The organism is Priestia sp. TRM10, assembly GCF_057808375.1.
Window position 1 is genome coordinate 629,440 of the sequence record NZ_JBJZOT010000015.1, and the last position, 19,011, is coordinate 648,450.

Sequence of the window (19,011 nt, forward strand, 5' to 3'; positions counted from 1 at the left end):
GCCTTTTTCTTTTACATCACACGCTTAAACATTTTTTCCATCTCATATGTTGAATAATGAACAATAATCGGGCGACCGTGCGGACATGTGAATGGATCACTTGATGCTCTTAAAGACTGTAAAAGCGCAAAAATCTCATCATGACGAAGATGATGATTTGCTTTAATAGATCCTTTACAGCTCATCATAATGGCTGCTTCTTCACGAAGCTTGATGATATCCACTTTTCGCATTGAAAGTACTTGTTCAATCATTTCTTCAATGGTTTCTTTTTCTTCTCCCTTTGGAAACCATTGCGGATGTGAGCGAACGATAAAGCTGTTGTGACCAAACGACTCAATAAAAACGCCAACGCTAGCTAGCGCTTCCCGGTGCTCCTCAATTACAATGGCTTCATTTGCTGAATACTCAAGCGTAATCGGAACAAGCATTTCCTGTACTTCTGGCTCTACTTCACCAAGCTTGTCACGAAAGTATTCGTATTTGATTCGCTCTTGTGCCGCATGCTGGTCAATAATATAAAGACCGTTCTCATTTTGGGCTAAAATGTATGTTCCATGCATTTGACCAATGGGATAAAGTGTTGGAACACGAGAAGAGGATTCTTCTTCCTCTGCTCTTTCTTCCTCTACACGCTCTTTTTCCTCAACAAGATTCTCTTGCTGTGGCTTGAGTGCTTCATTAAACTTTCTTTCTTCCTCCTGTTCAAGCTCGTTTAGCCATGCTAAATCTTCTTTTACAGGCTCTTCGGCTGGAGGCGGCTCTGGTGCTTTTTCGTACGTTACTATCCCCTCTTCTTTTACAGAAGGCGACTCGCTGTAGTCAAATGACATAACGCTTTGTTCACTTTGCGGTTTGGCTTTTGTAACAGGCGCTTTTGTGGCCACTTCTGGGATAAGCTGCTCTTTTTTAAACGCTTTTTTAATGCTCCCCTCAACAAGAGAAAATAGCTCGTCTTCTTTACTTAAGCGAACTTCAAGCTTTGTTGGGTGTACGTTAACATCGACTAAAAGCGGGTCCATCTTAATATTTAAAAATACAATGGGATAGCGACCAATTGGCAAAAGCGTATGATATCCAGCCGTTATGGCTTTTAACAAACCAAAGTTTTTAATATGTCGGCCGTTAATAACCGTCGACATATATGCTCTTGAAGCTCTTGTCACTTCAGGAAGGGCAATATAGCCGTCAACTTCATAATCAAGTGAAGAAGCTTTAATAGGAATCATGTTTTTGGCAATTCGGATTCCGTAAATCGAAGCAAGCACTTGACGTACATCTCCATTTCCATTTGTATGAAGCAGTTTACGATCATGATGCAGGAGTTTAAATGAAATGTGTGGATTCGCAAGAGCAAGACGGTTCATAATATCCGTAATATTGCCAAGCTCTGTGTTGATGGTTTTCATATATTTTAAACGTGCTGGCGTATTAAAAAAGAGATTTGTAATTGTAATATCTGTTCCTTTGCGACTTGAATAGAGCTCATGTGTCACAACTTCCCCACCTCTTAAGTAAAGGTGAGTACCAGCTTCATCTCCACAGCTTGTTTTTAAATCCACTTCTGAAACAGAGGCGATACTTGGTAATGCTTCACCTCGGAAACCTAGCGTTCTAATGCGAAAAAGATCTCCTTCATTTTTAATTTTACTTGTTGCATGACGACGAAAAGCGGTTAAGCAGTCTTCATTTTCAATGCCATCCCCGTTATCAACAATCCGAATTTTTGTTAATCCTGCTTCAACAAGCTCTACTTCAATGACAGTGCTGTTAGCATCAATGGCATTTTCCACAAGCTCTTTTACAACCGACGCTGGCCGTTCGACAACTTCCCCTGCGGCAATTTTATTTGATAGCTCATCAGAGAGCTGCACAATTTGTGCCATCTTTCTCCCTCCTAATATAGAAAAAGAGAGGAAAAGCCCTCTCTTATTTTTTCTTCAGCTGCTTTTGCAGACTATATACCGTATTTAGCGCCTGAAGCGGCGTCATTTCTAGAATATCAAGGTCTTTTAGCTTTCTCAAAATATCTTGCTCTTTTTTCGAAAGTTTTTCTTCTGGTACACTTGCTTTTTCTTCTTGGAAGAATGAAAGCTGTGACGCTTCTTCTTTAATTTCTTCTACTTCTTCCCTTGCTGCACTCACTTCTTTATGTGCAGGTTGTGTATCTTCTATACTTTTTACAGGTGCTTTTGGAACTTCTATACTTTTTACAGGTGCTTTTGGAACTTCAAAGCTGCCTTCTTCAAGATCTTTTAAAATAACTCGAGCTCTGTCTAACAATGGTGCTGGAAGTTCAGCAAGCTCTGCAACATGAATACCATAGCTTTGATCAGCAGCTCCGTCTTTGATTTTATGAAGGAAAACAACTTTTCCATCCTTTTCAATTGCGCTTACATGTACATTATAAAGCTTTTTCAGCTCGTCTTCTAGAACTGTAAGCTCGTGGTAGTGTGTTGAAAACAGCGTTGTTGCGCCAATATATTCATGAATATATTCAACAATCGCTTGAGCGAGCGCCATTCCGTCATATGTAGACGTTCCGCGCCCAATTTCATCAAGTAAAATCAAGCTGTTTTGCGTTGCATTTACGAGTGCATTGCGAGCTTCAAGCATCTCTACCATAAATGTACTTTGACCTGAAATTAAGTCATCTGCTGCTCCAATTCTTGTGAACACTTGGTCAAAGATTGGTAACACTGCTTTATCCGCTGGTACAAAGCAGCCAATTTGAGCCAAAATAGATGTTAACGCAATTTGACGCATATACGTACTTTTACCAGACATATTTGGTCCTGTAATAAGTAAAATAGAGCGGTCATCAGACATATTACAGCTGTTTGGCACATATTCTTGAGAGTTCATCACTTTCTCGACAACAGGGTGACGACCATTTTCAAGCTCTAATGATTGTGAACCAGAAAAGGACGGCTGTACATAATGACGTTCTTCACTCACTTTCGCAAAAGCTTGTAAAACATCAAGTTCGCTCAACGCTTTCGCAAGCTTTTGCAAGCGTGGAATATATTCTTTTACACGTTCGCGAATCTCAAGAAACAGCGTATATTCTAGTTCAACGCTCTTCTCCTGTGCTTCTAGAATTAATGTTTCTTTTTCTTTTAGTTCAGGCGTAATAAAACGCTCCGCATTTGTTAAGGTTTGTTTGCGCTCGTACTGCCCTTCTTTTAAAAGATGCAGATTTGCACGCGTTACTTCAATATAATAGCCAAAAACGCGGTTATAGCCGATTTTTAACGATTTGATGCCTGTTTTTTCACGCTCTCTTCGTTCAAGCGCTGCAATCCATGACTTTCCGTTTTTGCTTGCATCTCGGTATTGATCAAGATCAGCGTTGTAACCGTCAGAAATAATATCTCCGTCTTTAATGGAAAGAGGCGGTTGCTCGACAATGCTTTCTTCGAGCAGAGAAGCTAAATCTTCACAGCGATCTAAGCCATTTAACAGCTCTTCTGCATATGGCTGATCAAGGCGTTTTATCACTTCTTCAATGGCTGGAACGTTGTTTAACGATTTTTTTAACTGTACAAGGTCCCGAGCATTAACGTTTCCAAAGGCAACTCGTCCTGCTAAACGCTCAAGATCGTAAACGTCTTTTAGCAAGTCACGAAGTTCTTCTTTTTCGAAAAACTGTTCCATAAGTGTTGCAACCATTGTATGACGACGCTCAATGTCTGCTTTTTTTAGAAGCGGTCTGTCAATCCACTGTTTTAATAAGCGCCCTCCCATTGCTGTTACTGTTTCATCTAAAAGCCATAGAAGTGAACCTTTCTTACCTTTAGAACGAATCGTCTCTGTTAGCTCTAAATTACGCTTAGAGTAAAAGTCAATTTTCATAAATTGATCAATTTGGTAAAAGAGTGGACGCTGTAAGTGATCAAGTGATCTATTTTGTGTTTTACGCAAGTAGTGGAAAAGACGTGCGCTCGTTTTTACAAGCTTGTCTTGTTGAAGGTGTGATGTTAGTTTCTCAATTTCTTCGTCTGATTCGGTTTCTTCTGAATAGGAAATCGTCACTGTCATACTTTCTTTCAGACGTGCTAAAACACTGCCTGAAAAGTTTTCAGACACGACAATTTCACGAACCATTCTCGTATAAAGTTCACCAACAACCGTATCAACATCTTTTGATAAAAGAGTGACATAGCTTTCACCTGTTGATAAATCTGCAAATGAAAGACCAAACGTCCCGTCCTCAAATTCTGTTAAACTTCCAATATAATTATTTTCTTTCTCACGCAATCCGCTCTCATTCATAAGCGTTCCTGGTGAAATTACTTGCACAACTTCTCGCTTTACAACGCCTTTAGCTGTTTTAGGGTCTTCCACTTGTTCACAAATAGCTACTTTATAGCCTTTTTCAATAAGTCTTTCAATATAGCCGTTTGAAGAATGGTATGGAATGCCACACATTGGAATGCGTTCACTTCCGCCTCCATCGCGGCTTGTTAATGTAATTTCAAGTTCACGAGACGCAGTGAGCGCGTCGTTGAAGAACATTTCATAAAAATCTCCAAGGCGAAAAAATAAAAAGGCATCTTCATGCTCTGCCTTGATTTTTAAATATTGCTGTATCATTGGCGTATACCCTGCCATTGTTATCCCCACATTTCATCTCTTCATTTATTATTATCAAGCCGTATTATAACATAAAAAGCTGAACTTTTTAAAAAGGTATAAACTCCCTAGAATCTATAGAAAGAGACATAACGTTACTTTGTCCTCGCATACAATCTGATGTAGCGCTTTTTTGCTTTCTCTAAAAAAAGTTAGCAAAAGCGTCTCATATAGCGCATAAGCTAGAATGAAAATAGTTGAGGAGGGTTCGCTGAATATGGCAAACTATAGAGAGATTATTACAAAAGCTGTTACAGGCAAAGGCCGAAAGTTTACGCAGTCATCTCATACGTTAACACCACCAAATCGACCAACAAGTATTCTCGGTTGCTGGGTTATCAATCACCAATATAAAGCGAGAAAGCGTGGAAACCTTGTTGAAGTTGATGGAACGTATGATATTAACACATGGTATTCTTATGATGACAATACAAAAACAGAAGTTGTGACAGAGGAAACATCGTATAAAGATACAATTCGTCTTCGCTACCGAGATGCCGAACAAATTAATGATGAAGAGTGCGATGTAATTGTGCGCGTACTTCAGCAGCCAAACTGCCTTGAAGCAACAATCTCACCAAAAGGCCATAAAGTGCTTGTCCAAGTGGAAAGAGAGCTGTTAGCTGAAGTTGTTGGAGAAACAAAGCTCGTTGTTGCTGTGAATCCAGACGGCCTTGAAGATGACGACTTTGATTTAGATGTTGATGATGAAGAGTTTGAAGATTTAGATCCAGATTTCATCCTAGGTGATGAAGAATAAAAAGCAATAAAAGAGCCCGCACATTGCGAGCTCTTTTTTTATTAAGGGGAAATTTTTTAGTTCCTTAAACAAAAGACATCAAAAAAGTAAAGATGATGTTTTAGATTATTTACATACAGTCTTTTTCTAGTTATTTTTCCTCATCCATTCATGAATAAAATCAACCATTTTATCTACAGATGGTGTTTGTGCCCCCCTCTTTGTATTCAGTAAAACTCCAATTTGTCTAAAAACCTGGCTTTTTAACGGTTTAATGGCTATATCTGCAGAACACCTTCTTAATAGTAATTTTGGAAGTAAACTGATTCCTAAATTACTACGTACCCCTCTTTTTCTTAAATTCAATTGCTTCCTAAATATTTATATATAGTATAATATTTACATATTATTGTTTAGGAAGTGATTTTTTGTTTATTGCCATCGTTTTAGCAATCCTTTTTTCCATTCTTTCCGTTGTAAACACGAATAAACTCATTAGTCTAAAAGGTGATTTATCTCTAAAAGGCTTAGCCTTTCAAACGAGAATATTAATGATAACACCTATTGCTGCTCTTATTATTCTTTCCGCTGTGATTTTTAACTTTCATTCCTTATACGGAGAAAGAATTCCTCATGCCCTCCTTGTACTGAGTATGTGGATGTTAATGACGAATACCCTTTTTATTTATAGAAATATAAAAAGTAAAAACTTAAATTTAATAACAACAGTTGTATTAGGAGCTATGAGCCTTTGTGCGGCCATCTACCTTACTCCTTTAGATCGCTATAATACATTATTTAACCGTCACTACTATATAGTCCCATTAACTATTAGTGTAGTATTTATAGCTATTACGTACCTAAATTTAATGAGAATCAGAAAAGTATGTTTACCAAGGAAAATAAAGCAGATTGCTTAGAAAAACATATGTATAATTTTAATGATAAATTAAAAAAAGCTCTCCTCATAGAAGGAGAGCTTTTTGTGTAATTTTCATTTCTAACTGTGGATTGCTTCATATTTATCCAGAAAGTCAAATCACCTTAATTTGTGCTTAACTTCTCTGCTACTGCTTGTTCTGAAGGATTATTAGATTCTACTTCAGAGGCCTGTTTCACTTTCTTAATAAAGAAGGACATTAGCAGGCCAATAATACCAATCCCAATAATCACAAGATAAGCGTCATTCACCCCTTGTATAGAAGCTTCTGTAATAAGCTCTCTTTGAGACAAACCTTTAGTAACAACAGTAGGCATCATATCCTGTAGATGTGACTCTGTACGGGTTGTCATCACTGTTACAAGAAGCGAAGTACCGACAGCACCGGCAACTTGACGAATTGTATTACTTATTGCTGTTCCATGAGCATTTAATTGTTGTGGAAGCTGATTTAAGCCTGCAGTTTGTATCGGCATCATCATTAAAGCCATTCCAATGCGTCGCCCTGTTGACATGAGGATCAAATAAGTATAACTAGTTGAATCCGTTAAGTTGATAAAACCAAGAGTTGTCACAATGGTTACAATCATGCCAATAATAGCTAACCATTTCGCACCAAAGCGATCGAACAGCTTTCCAGTCACTGGCATAAGGAAGCCCATTATAAGCGCACCTGGAAGAAGAAGAAGACCAGACTCAACAGCTGTGTAACCACGCATATCCTGTAGATATAATGGAAGTAACATCATATCTGCATACATAATCATCGTAACTGCAATATTAATGATGGTTGTTAAAGAGAACATATTGTATTTGAACACACGCAAATCAAGCAATGGATTTTGAGATCTTAATTCTTTCCATGAAAAGAGGACAAGAGACAAAATTCCGACAGTTATTGTACTTAGCACTTCTATATGTGACCATCCAAGACTTCCAGCTTGGCTAAACCCATAAAGTAAGGCCCCAAAGCCTATCGTAGAAAGAGCAACACTTAAGATATCAAATTTTGTTTTAATTCGATCAGATACATTACGGAGATAAATGAATCCTAATATGATAACAACAACAGCAAACGGAATCATTCCATAAAACATTGTTTCCCATTTGTAGTTTTCAATAATATATCCAGCAATTGTTGGTCCAATTGCTGGAGCAAAAATAACAGCAAGACCGACCATTCCCATGGCCGCTCCTCTCTTTTCGCGAGGGAAGATCGTCAAAATAACATGTGTAAGCAACGGCATAATGATCCCTGCACCTGCTGCTTGAATCATACGTCCCGTTAACAGGACAGAAAATCCTGATGCTACAGCTGAAACAATTGTCCCGGCTAGAAAGATGAACATGGAAGCTTGAAAAAGCTCGCGTGTTGTAAAACGTTGCATTAAGTATGCAGTAATAGGAATCAAGACACCATTTACTAACATATAACCTGTCGTTAACCACTGAGCTGTTGTAGCTGAAATTTTGAATTCAACCATTAGTTCAGGAGTAGCGACGCTCATGAGTGTTTGGTTTAAGGTGGCAAGAAAAGCACCTAAAACCATAATGAACATAATAGGTCCTTTTTTTATCGAATCGGAAACTATTTTCGTTTGATTATTCAATCCTATCTTATCCTTTCTCATTTTAATATAGACTTTTTTTACAAAGTGTTGAATAATTTACACTGTATAAATTACATTATGAAAAGTAATTATGACAACAGACAATTTTTCAAGAACTGTATATTAGTTATCAGTTCGTTCACTTTGTGTTAATAAACTCCAGAATAATAGACAGAACTTAGCAAAATGTAAATTCCATTTAATAGAGAAAGGTGATTATCGATGAAAGACCATTCAAAAGCCCGGATAGATCCACGAGTTATTCGTACACGTCAGTTAATAAAGGATGCTTTAATTGATCTTCTACAGGAGATGGAAGTTAGCAAAATTAGTGTAAATCGACTTGCAGAACGCGCAACAATTAATCGTGTTACATTTTATCTCCATTATCGTGATATTCAAGACATGTTAGAGAAGATGGCACAGGAAATGGTAGAGGATATTGAGGAAATCATGATGAGTACTGAAAGCTCCCGGGATAACTCTAAAGAAATAGAAGAGTTGAAGCTCCTAGACCTACTAGAGTATATTGCTGACAATGCTAAATTTTATAAAGTCGTTCTTGGTTCTAGACGAACCCCGATTTTTACGGAGCGTTTGTTAAATACCCTTTCAGATATCATAACAAAGCGAACGGAAAATGCTCCCTTCCTTGCTACGAAAGACATTCCTGTAGATATTGCGATCTGGTACAGTTCTTCAGCTCTAATCGGAACCATTGTAAAATGGCTGCATCGAGATATGCCTTATACACCGCAGTTTCTTGCCAAAAAGTTATATATGCTTTTTAAATTAAGAATGGAAGAGATTTGATTGAAAGTTGGTGAGGCAACAAGAGATTGAAAATCAACCATAATATGAATTTAGATATAAAAAAAGAGTTCGCGCACTTAAGTGCACGAACTCTTTTTCACTGTACTTTGAAACTTTACTTCCCTACCCTTTCAGAAGCAATGCTTCTCATTATGAAGATTTGTCATGAAGCTTACGCTGACCAGTTTCACTATGTCCTGTTGGCTTAATAATTAAGCAGATAATGAAAGCAATAAGGGCTGCAACACCTAGAGGAATCACAAAGTATAAATAGGTTCCCCCTCCTTGACTTAATGTCTCATTGTTTGAATAAAAGCGAATCGTAATAATAGCGGATCCTATCAAGCAAACCCCTGGTAAAAGCAAGCGTGAAAAGAACATTTTAAATGGGTTTAGTCGTGCTAGAATATATGAAACAACAATCAAAATAATCCCGCTAACAATTCCTGAAATTAAAAAAGTAAGTGCTGATCCACTCATGGCGCCTCCTCCTTTATCTTTTCGTCGTTTTATTTCTTTTAAAAAATCTAGTTAGACAAGTTCTATGGTTATCTATTCCACCGTTCCATCAAAGTGAAACTTTTTAAGGCATAAATAAAAAAAGGAGGGAAACTCCCTCCTCCTTTTTAAGACGTTTTTAAAAGCTCTTGAACGACTTTATTTTCTTCTTCATTCAGTAAGTTTTTCTCAATCATCTCATCTATTCTCTTATTCATATTTCCTTCAATTGTTTTTGCAATCTCCTTATCTCCTACAAGAAGAATTAAAGACCATTTATTGTCTGCGGCAATTTTGTCGAGTTTGCTTCCCATGCTCTTCCAAAAGCGCTTCTGATTGGCGTTAACACGCTCTTGAAACTCGTCTTTCTGACTTGCTACATTAGCTCCTCCACCCATGTTTATATCCGCTTTTGAAGGTCCTTCATGTAGGCGCCAATCATCTATATCAAGATCGTACTGATAATGCTTAACTCCTTGAACTTTAGAAAGCTTTGTATCAATAATTTTTACTTCTGTTTGCTGAAGCAGCACAATTCCTGTATTTGGGTATGTTTCATAAAGACGCTGAAGCGGCTCTAAGACAGGATGTTCTTCCCAATAAAAGTTTGTTTCAACAGGAATCTGAAGAGACATAACCTCCCAAATCTCGCTGTCGCATGATGCAAAAATCACAAAACTGCGCGGCATCTTCCGTTCTTGATCTCTTATATATCCTTCTACTTTCTCACGGAGAGCACACACTCTTTTTTGCTCTTCTTCATCACTTCTTTTCATGTACTCTTCTAGTCTTTTAAATCCTGTTTTAAGCGCTATTTTATATTCACCGCCTTGCTGATCTTGATCGCGCCGATCTGTGTTAATATACAGCGTGAGGATTTTGTCTGGTGCCTGAGTTTTCACGTGCTCTAGCTTATTAAAAATCTCGTTTAGACTCATCTATCAAAAAACCTCCTTTAATTCAAGACTTAGTATATATATTGCTTTTTTGAGAGAGAGATAAACGTAAAAAAAGGAAATTCCAGTGTGAGAAAAGTCCTGTTTTTACTCACGCTAAATTTCCCTTTTTCGTTTAAACTAGACCTGTTAGCATATAAACTGCAATAATTAAAAACGCAGCAAGTGTTTTAACAACTGTGATTACAAAAATGTCTCCATATGACTGTTTGTGGGTCATTCCTGTTACAGCTAAAAGCGTAATAATTGCTCCGTTGTGTGGAAGAGTATCCATCCCGCCTGAAGCCATTGAGATAACTCTGTGCATAACTTCTAAATCAATATTAGCAGCTTGAGCAACTTGATAATATTTCTCCCCCATAACGCCAAGAACAATACTCATCCCACCTGAGGCAGATCCTGTAACCCCTGCTAAAACGTTTGTTGTTACAGCGCTGTTTACAAGCGGATTTGTGAATGCTTGTGAAATACCGTCACGGATAACTAAAAAGCCAGGAAGAGCAGCAATAACGGCCCCAAATCCATATTCAGAAGCTGTGTTCATTACAGCTAAAAGCGAGCCACTAATTCCTTCTGTAAGACCTTTTTTCATATTTTGGACAACAGGCGTCCAGTTTAGCGCAATTGTTGCAATAATTCCAAGCGCTAACGCAATTTCTACTGACCAAATACCGGTTACTTTTGATAAATCAACTTCGTTATAAGTAGGAAGTCCAATTTTTGAGAAATCAAAACCACCGCTATACCATTTAGGAATCATTTCTGTAAAAAACTTGTTCGATACTCCAACAAGGACAAGTGGTACAAAAGCTAAAACCTTCTTTGCCGTTGTAACAGACTCAACGCTTACTTTGCTTTCTTCTTTTGCAAGCTCAGAGGATGCTGCAAGCTGCTCTTCTGTCAAAGACCCTGAATAGCCCTCTCCACGCTTTGCAGCCTGCTTGCGGCGCCATTCAAGATAAAATAGTGTTGTGAACAAAACGAAAGCGGTTCCAATAAATCCTAAAATAGGAGCAGCATAAATATCTGTTTTGAAGAAGGTTGTTGGAATAACGTTTTGAATTTGCGGTGTTCCAGGGAGCGCGTCCATTGTGAATGTAACGGCTCCAAGCGCAATTGCCGCTGGCAGAAGACGCTTCGGAATATTCGCTTCTCTGAACATGTTGTTTGCAAATGGATAAACAGCAAACACAACTACAAACAAGCTAACGCCGCTGTAAGTAAGAATAGCTCCAAGAAGAACTGTTGCTAAAATGGCTCGCTTTGCTCCAACAAGACTTATAATGGTTTGAGCGATAATGCGCGCAAGCCCTGACATTTCAACTACTTTTCCAAATACGGCTCCAAGTAAGAATACAGGAAAATACTGCTTAATAAAGTCCACCATCTTGACCATAAATACTTCACTAAAAAACGGGAGCACGTAAGTTGGGTTTGTTAAGGCTACTGCTAAAAGAGCAGCAATAGGAGCAAATAAAATAACGCTGTATCCCCTATAAGCCATAAACATGAGTAACCCGAGTGAAAATAGAATGATGACGACATCCATCTCTTTCCCTCCAATACTTTAGAATCTATTATATGAGAGCCGGCAGAGAACGCCTCTGCCGGCTCTTTTCATCCTTTTAAACTGGAACAGGTCCTTTATAAACAGACTGTGGTCGATAAATTCTATTTGATGCCGACTGTTCGAGAATATGTGCTGTCCATCCCACAAATCGGCTTGCTGTGAACGTTGGCGTAAAAAGAGAAGAATGTAGGTCAATGGACTTCATAACAGCGGCTGCAAAGTATTCAACATTTGTGTAAATGCCGCGTCCTGGCTTATATTCCTCTAAAAGAGCAATCGTTGTTTTTTCAACTTCAAGCACAAGATCAAACCAGTTATTTTTACTTGCAACGCTTTGAAGAACGGTTTTCAGAGCTTCAGAACGAGGATCTCTTGTTCTGTAGACACGGTGACCAAATCCCATAATTTTTTCACCTTTATCTAAGCGTGCTCTCACCCATGGTTCAATTTCTTCTTTGCTTGAAATTTCGTCAAGCATTGAAATAACGCCAGAAGGAGCTCCGCCGTGAAGCGGTCCTTTCATTGCACCAATAGCGGCGCAAAGAGCTGACACCATATCAGACTCTGTTGATGTAACAACCCGACTTGAGAACGTTGAGGCATTCATTCCATGCTCAATTGTGAGGATAAAGTAAGCGCTCAATGCTTTAACAAGATCCTCACGCGGCTTTTCTCCTTTAATCATATAAAGGTAGTTCGCTACATGATCAAGTTCGTTGTTCGGATTGATGATTGATAAGTTATTTTGCTTGCGATACCAGTACGCAATAATTGTTGGTGTAATGGCCGTTAGCTTCATTGCCTGATCAATTTTTGGAGGCCACGCATAGTCTTTTGTGCCGAGCGCTGAAATACACGTTCTTAGCACGCTCATAATCTCTGTTTCTTTTGGCAATACTCGTAAAATATTTAAAACGTAATCTGGAATACTTCGATTCTCTTTTAACGCTTTTTTAAATTCGTTCAGCTCTTTTTCATTTGGAAGTGCGTCATTCCAAACAAGGTAAGCTACCTCTTCAAACGAGTAGTTTACAGCTAAATCCTTAGCCATATAGCCTCTGTAGATTAGTTTGCCATTTTCTCCATCAACATGACCAACATACGTTTCAGCTGCCACTACGCCTTCTAACCCCTTTGAATAACTCATGCTTTCATCCCCCTTATATATCAACAAAAGAACTTCCCCTTAAAATTCTCTTGTTTTAATAAGCATCAAGTTTTACTTCATCACTAACTGTTAAGCGGCCTTCTGTGGAATTCACAACCTCTTCAACTGTGTAGCCTTTTGCTACTTCAACAAGTAAAAGCCCAGAGTCTACAACATCAATAACGGCTCTTTCTGTGATAATGCGATCTACAACGCCTTCCCCCGTTAGCGGTAGCTCACATTGAGACAAAATTTTTGATTCGCCGGCTTTATTGACGTGATCCATAATGACAATTGTTTTACGGGCACCGTGCACAAGATCCATTGCGCCTCCCATGCCTTTAATCATTTTCCCTGGAATCATCCAGTTGGCAAGATCTCCTTTTTCAGATACTTCCATACCTCCCAGGATCGCTACGTCAATATGACCACCGCGAATCATAGCAAACGATTCAGCGCTGTTAAAATAAGAAGAACCTGGTATAGCTGTAACTGTTTCTTTACCAGCATTAATTAAATCTGCGTCAACTTCTTCTTCTAAAGGATATGGTCCAATACCTAAAAGGCCGTTTTCAGACTGAAGCACAACTTGTTTGTTATCGCTAATATAATTTGCTACGAGCGTTGGCATCCCAATTCCAAGGTTTACGTAAGAACCATCTGCAATTTCTTTTTCAGCGCGTCTCGCAATCTTCTCACGGACTGCTTTTTTATCTTGAATTCCTTTGCTCATTTAGTTCACCCCCGCTTCTCGTTTTGTTAAGCGTTCAATTCGTTTTTCTTGCTTACCTTGAATAAGTCCTTGAACATAAATGCTCGGTGTATGAATAAAGTTTGGATTTAAAGAGCCAACTTCGCTTAATTTCTCAACTTCAGCAATCGTAACTTTTCCTGCTGCTGCCATTATTGGACTAAAGTTTTGAGCTGTTTTGTTATACACAAGATTTCCCCACTTGTCGCCTTCCTCTGCTCTGACTAAAGTAAAATCTGCTGTGAGCGCTTCTTCAAGCACGTACTTTTTGCCGTTAAACTCACGTATTTCTTTTCCTTCTGCAATTGGGGTACCAACGCCAGCTGGTGTGAAGAAAGCTGGAATACCTGCCCCACCTGCCCGAATCTTTTCAGCAAGCGTTCCTTGTGGTGTTAACTCTACTTCAAGCTCTCCTTGAAGAACTTGGCGCTCAAATTCTTTATTTTCTCCAACATATGAACTAATCATCTTTTTAATTTGTTTATTTTTTAAAAGAACTCCAAGACCATAGTCATCAACACCACAGTTATTCGAAATTACTGTCAAATCTTTTGCTCCTGTTTCAGCAAGAGCTAATATTAGATTTTCAGGAATACCACATAATCCAAATCCGCCCACCATCAGAGTATCTCCATCTTTGATGTCAGAAACGGCTTCTATAAAGGATGAGTAAATCGTTTTCATCACCATCGTTCCTTTCTATAATCTTTTCATATTCAGCGTTTTGGTAGCGCATACATATTTATTTTTTATGGCAGAGAACTCTCAACTTCTTCTTTGTCCAACGTAGGAAATTTTACCTTTCCTTATGTAAGAGTTTACAATTTTCCGATTAATAAGTAAAATAAATAAATGGAATGAATAGTATGAAAATAAAGAATAGGAAGGATGATGGCCGTGGATATCCGCCAGCTGGAGTATTTTGTAGCGGTTGCTGAGCAGGAAAGTTTCACAAAAGCTGCTGCAAACGTACACCTTTCACAGCCTGCTTTAAGTAAAATTGTTAAAAACCTTGAAGAAGAGCTCAAAGTCGAGCTTTTTGATCGCTCGACCCGCAAGCTTAAACTTACAGATGCAGGAGAAATTGTCTATCAAGAAGCGCTCAAACTAACAGCTTCCCTCACAGATTTAACGCTTCGTCTTGATAACCTCATGAATTCCCCAACAGGTACAATCCGCATCGGTATTCCTCCTTTGATTGGCACTCTTTTCTTTCCATCAATCGCAAGGAGCTTTCATAACCAATATCCGAAGATTTCACTTGAACTTGTCGAATTTGGGGCAAAAAAACTTGTCGAATTTGTAGAAGAAGAGAAAGTGGATATTGCCATCATTGTACTGCCTGTAAACAACCCAAAATTTGAAATTCATCCTTTTATCCAAGAAGAGTTTGCTTTCTTTTGTGCTAAAACGCACAAATTCGCCAATAGAACATCCCTCTCTTTAAAGGAGCTATCAGAAGAAAAATTTATTTTGTTCAGCAAACAGTTTACGCTTCATGACCGCATCATATGGGAATGTGTGAATGCAGGTTTTACACCAAGTGTTCCATATGAAAGCTCACAGTGGGATTTAATTAGTGAACTTGTAGCAGAAGAGTTTGGAATTGCCATTCTTCCGCAGTCTATTTATAGTAAGATGAATCATGACAAAATCACGATGGTTCCACTTGTTAACCCCACTCCACTATGGGAACTTGGTTTTGCTGTAAAAAAGAACAGCTACATTTCGTTTGCTAATCGAAAGCTCATTGATTTTCTTGTAAGTTATTCTGAAGATCATAAACTTATCAAAAAAAATCAGCCCATATAATGCTAACAAGTTCTATTGAAATAAAGAAAACAATAAATAAAGTTAGAAGATCAACCAAAGACAAGTCCCTCTATAGAAGGACTTGTCTTTAATATAATGGTTGTTGGTTCTGACAAGGTGGAAATCCATTTATATCTTGAATCATATAAAAATCGTATTGCTTTAAGGCAAATTGCGCTTGATATAAATATTCAATTACAAGAAGCTTATTTCCAGATGTACCGCACAAAACACCTGCAGTCCCTTGCCCATTTGTTAATGAAATCCCAACAGGCTGCCCAATTAAATACCTAATTTTTTGTTGCCATGGCATTGTCACCACTCCTTCAAATACATCGTATTGCATTAGAAAAAATGGGTGCCTGTATATCTAAAATGGGTGAACGAAAAAATCTAGCAATTCGAACTAAACGTACATAAAAAACAAAGCAGTGGCGTAAATTCACGCCACTGCTTTTTATCGTGCTCTATTACTATCAATTTCTCTGGTTTTAATGTACAAATAAACCAACAACCATTGCTGTAAGACAAGAAACAAGAATACCTGCTAAAAGTAAACGCCATGTATATTTCGCAACATATGCTGATTTTTCAGAACCAAATAAAGCTTGTACGCTTCCTAGAATGATTCCGATTGTTGAGAAGTTACAGAATGACACAAGGAACGTTGAAATAACGGCTTGTGAATGCGGTTTTAATGTACCTAATACTTCTTTTAAGTTTGTCATTGCTACAAATTCGTTTGTTGCTAATTTCTCTCCCATAAAGCGAGCGATTTTCAACGCTTCTGTCCATTCTACTCCCATTAAGAAAGCAAGTGGAGCAAAGATAAGTGAGAATAAATATTCAAGTGTAAGACTATCATTGAAAATACCTAGAATTCCGTTGATGCAGGCAATAAGAGCTGTAAAACCAACGAGCATTGCTGCAATGATTAATGCCATCTTTCCACCTGTTAGCATACTAGTTGAGATCACATCAAAGAAGTTTTTACGCTCTGCTTTTGAAGGCTTGTACACAACGTCTTCTTCTTTTGAAACCGTATACGGTACAATTAAGGATGACATGATAAGAGCACCAAGCGCGTTAAGCGGGATTGCAGTTAATACATATTTCGGATCAAGAAGCGTCATGTACGCTCCAAGAACACTTGCACTAACACAAGACATTCCCATCATACACATAGATAGGAGACGTTTGTCACTCATTTTGCTAATTTGGTCACGTGTAACAGCAAGCGCTTCATTGTTGCCCAAGAACATAACTTGTGCAGCGAAAAAGCTTTCAAAACGAGGCGTTCCTGTTAGCTTAGATAGAATCCAACCAATAACATTAATAAGAAGCGGCATAATTCCGAAATACGTTAGAATATCGAAAAATGCAACAATAAAGATAATAGGAAGCAATACACCAATAAAGAACATTGTGCCTGAACCATCTTGTGGCACAAGATCAGGGACGATGAAAGCTACGCCCTCTAGAGCGGAGTCAATAAGGAAAACAAAGAAAGCTGCGACTCCTTTAATGATTGTTCCTCCAATTGTTGTTGTAAGCATAAGCCATGTTACGATGAACTGTAGTACAACCATAACGGCAATTGGCCATAATTTAATCTTTTTACGATCAAGGGAACTAATGTAAGCAAGTGCAAGTACAACTAGAATCCCAATGATGTTAATAAGAACATACATGTTTTTCACTCCTACCTATTTCCTAACGCTGAGACGCGCTATATTTCACATACCCTCTAATAGTAACTAATATCGACTCATTTCGCCATACTAAATTCGGGATATTTCAACTTTTTTAAACTTTTTGCTCCTAATTAGCTATTCTTATTCTTCCGTTCTTTCTTAATATGTTTTTTATTCCTTTTTTTATGAATAAAAAAAGAAGAGGAAACGCTCTCCTCTTCTTTTTTGTGCCTTATTTTTCATTTAGTTTTGAGTTACGGCGTGAATATGCAAAGTAAATGACAACGCCAATTGCAAGCCAGATTAAGAAACGAATGAACGTTTGAGATCCAAGCTGAGAGATTAAAAATCCGCAGAATAGGATAGCTAAAATTGGCACTAAAGGAACAGCTGGGCAGCGGAATCCTCTTGGCATATCTGGACGCGTTTTGCGTAATACAAGAACAGCGATAGAAATTAGGATAAAGGCTGCTAACGTTCCGATATTTACAAGTTTTGCAAGCTCATCAAGTGGAATAAGAGCACCAACTAAAGCTGCAACTGTCCCAAAGAACCAAGTTCCGAAAAATGGTGTTTTATATTTCGGGTGAACTTTAGATAGTTTGGCTGGCATAAGACCATCTCTTGACATTGAAAACATAACGCGCGTTTGACCATAGAGCATAACAAGCATAACCGTTGTCATTCCAAGAACAGCTCCAACGTCGATAATCCCTGCTACCCAGTTTTGTCCTGACATTTGCAATACAAGTGAGATAGGATGATCAATTGCACCTTCAAATCTCATAAACGGTACAACACCTGTCATAATCGCTGTTACGATAACGTAAAGGATTGTACAAACGAAAAGTGACGCCATAATACCTCGTGGTAAGTTTTTCTTTGGGTTCTTTGTTTCTTCTGCTGCAGATGCTACGGCATCGAACCCAATAAAGGCGAAGAAAACAAGTGCTGCTGCTTGGAAAATACCACTAAAACCAAATGGTGCAAATGGCGCCCAGTTTGATGGCTTTACATAGAAGCAAGCAACTGCAATAAATAAGACAACAACTAATACTTTCAGAATTACCATAATGTTGTTAACACGTTTTGATTCTTTTACACCAAGTGAAATTAACAAAGTAATTGCCATAATGATAATAAAAGCAGGAAGATTAAAAAATGTTGTTGCTCCTTCAACAGAGCCAGGTGCTGCTGTTAAAGCAGTCGGTAAATTAATCCCAATTCCACTTAAAAACGATTGAAAGTAGCCTGACCAACCAACAGAAACGGCACTAACCGCAAGCAAATATTCCAAAATTAAATCCCAACCGATAATAAAGGCTAAAAATTCGCCCAATGTTGCATAAGTGTATGTGTATACAGACCCTGATACAGGCACTGTTGATGCAAATTCTGCATATGCTAAAGCAGCAAACAAACATGCAAGTCCCGCAATAACGAACGAAAGCATAAGTCCTGGTCCTGCTGTAAGAGCTCCTGTTCCTGTTAAAACAAAAATTCCTGTTCCAATAATAGCTCCGATTCCAAGCATCGTAAGGTCAAATGCGCCAAGCTCACGCTTTAATCCTTTTCCACTACTCGATGCAGCAATCATATCTTCTATATTCTTTTTTCTTGCTAAACCATTGCCCATCTTTTTTCCCCCTTCTGTTCTCTACAAATGATGAATTCTAATTATTCTATATTTTCTGTAAATTCTGACTCCTTTCGTTTCACCTATCCAAATGAATAGGTCTGAGTAGATTTTAAAATATTTTTTGGGAAAAGTCTATAATTTTCTGAAAAATACTTTTTAAGATTATCTCTTTTTTACATCTATTTCTCTATTTTTGTAAGATACTCT

General features: G+C 38.1%; 16 protein-coding genes. 4 read left to right on the forward strand and 12 right to left on the reverse strand.

Features of this window, described 5'->3' with window-relative positions:
* Positions 1-11 precede the first annotated feature (11 nt).
* Both mutL and mutS read right to left on the reverse strand, forming a co-directional pair.
* A complete protein-coding gene (gene mutL, locus ACK3CR_RS19975; RefSeq protein ID WP_488976045.1) occupies positions 12-1,886 on the reverse strand; it encodes a DNA mismatch repair endonuclease MutL in 1,875 nt (624 codons plus the stop codon).
* A gap of 43 nt (positions 1,887-1,929) precedes the next feature.
* On the reverse strand, positions 1,930-4,614 hold the full coding sequence (gene mutS, locus ACK3CR_RS19980) for a DNA mismatch repair protein MutS (RefSeq protein ID WP_488976217.1): 2,685 nt from the start codon (positions 4,612-4,614) through the stop codon (positions 1,930-1,932).
* 238 nt (positions 4,615-4,852) lie between these two features.
* On the opposite strand from mutS, the gene ACK3CR_RS19985 reads away from it, so the two are divergent.
* Both ACK3CR_RS19985 and ACK3CR_RS19990 read left to right on the forward strand, forming a co-directional pair.
* The gene (locus ACK3CR_RS19985; protein WP_243518340.1) at positions 4,853-5,395 is read left to right on the forward strand and encodes an outer spore coat protein CotE; all 543 of its coding nucleotides are present in this window, start codon (positions 4,853-4,855) and stop codon (positions 5,393-5,395) included.
* A gap of 407 nt (positions 5,396-5,802) precedes the next feature.
* Positions 5,803-6,294: a hypothetical protein gene (locus tag ACK3CR_RS19990; RefSeq protein ID WP_243518338.1), complete on the forward strand. Its 492-nt coding sequence runs from the start codon at positions 5,803-5,805 to the stop codon at positions 6,292-6,294.
* Positions 6,295-6,418: 124 nt separating this feature from the next.
* On the opposite strand, the gene ACK3CR_RS19995 is transcribed toward ACK3CR_RS19990, so the two are convergent.
* On the reverse strand, positions 6,419-7,924 hold the full coding sequence (locus tag ACK3CR_RS19995) for a DHA2 family efflux MFS transporter permease subunit (RefSeq protein WP_430237486.1): 1,506 nt from the start codon (positions 7,922-7,924) through the stop codon (positions 6,419-6,421).
* A gap of 222 nt (positions 7,925-8,146) precedes the next feature.
* On the opposite strand from ACK3CR_RS19995, the gene ACK3CR_RS20000 reads away from it, so the two are divergent.
* On the forward strand, positions 8,147-8,737 hold the full coding sequence (locus tag ACK3CR_RS20000) for a TetR/AcrR family transcriptional regulator (RefSeq protein ID WP_243518333.1): 591 nt from the start codon (positions 8,147-8,149) through the stop codon (positions 8,735-8,737).
* 150 nt (positions 8,738-8,887) lie between these two features.
* On the opposite strand, the gene ACK3CR_RS20005 is transcribed toward ACK3CR_RS20000, so the two are convergent.
* From ACK3CR_RS20005 to ACK3CR_RS20030, 6 genes are all read right to left on the reverse strand, one after another.
* Complete coding sequence (locus tag ACK3CR_RS20005; protein WP_019391898.1) at positions 8,888-9,217, reverse strand: hypothetical protein; 330 nt, start codon at positions 9,215-9,217, stop codon at positions 8,888-8,890.
* A gap of 146 nt (positions 9,218-9,363) precedes the next feature.
* Entirely contained in the window at positions 9,364-10,173 is an 810-nt protein-coding gene (locus ACK3CR_RS20010) for a VLRF1 family aeRF1-type release factor (RefSeq protein ID WP_243518331.1), read from the reverse strand.
* A 133-nt stretch (positions 10,174-10,306) separates the two neighbouring features.
* On the reverse strand, positions 10,307-11,740 hold the full coding sequence (locus ACK3CR_RS20015; RefSeq protein WP_243518329.1) for a GntP family permease: 1,434 nt from the start codon (positions 11,738-11,740) through the stop codon (positions 10,307-10,309).
* Between the two features lie 76 nt (positions 11,741-11,816).
* On the reverse strand, positions 11,817-12,908 hold the full coding sequence (locus tag ACK3CR_RS20020) for a citrate synthase/methylcitrate synthase (protein ID WP_268583528.1): 1,092 nt from the start codon (positions 12,906-12,908) through the stop codon (positions 11,817-11,819).
* A 55-nt stretch (positions 12,909-12,963) separates the two neighbouring features.
* Positions 12,964-13,641 carry a 3-oxoacid CoA-transferase subunit B gene (locus ACK3CR_RS20025; protein ID WP_243518325.1) on the reverse strand — a complete coding sequence of 226 codons (678 nt, stop codon included), beginning with the start codon at positions 13,639-13,641 and terminating at the stop codon, positions 12,964-12,966.
* Positions 13,642-14,343, reverse strand: a complete 702-nt coding sequence (locus tag ACK3CR_RS20030) for a CoA transferase subunit A (protein WP_488976046.1) — start codon at positions 14,341-14,343, stop codon at positions 13,642-13,644.
* Between the two features lie 204 nt (positions 14,344-14,547).
* Here ACK3CR_RS20030 and ACK3CR_RS20035 point away from each other — a divergent pair, with 204 nt between their 5' ends.
* Complete coding sequence (locus ACK3CR_RS20035; protein WP_419182609.1) at positions 14,548-15,471, forward strand: LysR family transcriptional regulator; 924 nt, start codon at positions 14,548-14,550, stop codon at positions 15,469-15,471.
* 88 nt (positions 15,472-15,559) lie between these two features.
* On the opposite strand, the gene ACK3CR_RS20040 is transcribed toward ACK3CR_RS20035, so the two are convergent.
* The 3 genes from ACK3CR_RS20040 to bcaP all read right to left on the reverse strand — a co-directional run bounded on the left by ACK3CR_RS20040 (position 15,560) and on the right by bcaP (position 18,801).
* A complete protein-coding gene (locus ACK3CR_RS20040; RefSeq protein ID WP_328122235.1) occupies positions 15,560-15,784 on the reverse strand; it encodes a hypothetical protein in 225 nt (74 codons plus the stop codon).
* Positions 15,785-15,962: 178 nt separating this feature from the next.
* Positions 15,963-17,162: a NupC/NupG family nucleoside CNT transporter gene (locus ACK3CR_RS20045; protein WP_243518319.1), complete on the reverse strand. Its 1,200-nt coding sequence runs from the start codon at positions 17,160-17,162 to the stop codon at positions 15,963-15,965.
* Between the two features lie 235 nt (positions 17,163-17,397).
* Complete coding sequence (gene bcaP, locus ACK3CR_RS20050; RefSeq protein WP_328122236.1) at positions 17,398-18,801, reverse strand: branched-chain amino acid transporter BcaP; 1,404 nt, start codon at positions 18,799-18,801, stop codon at positions 17,398-17,400.
* Between the last annotated feature and the right edge of the window lie 210 nt (positions 18,802-19,011).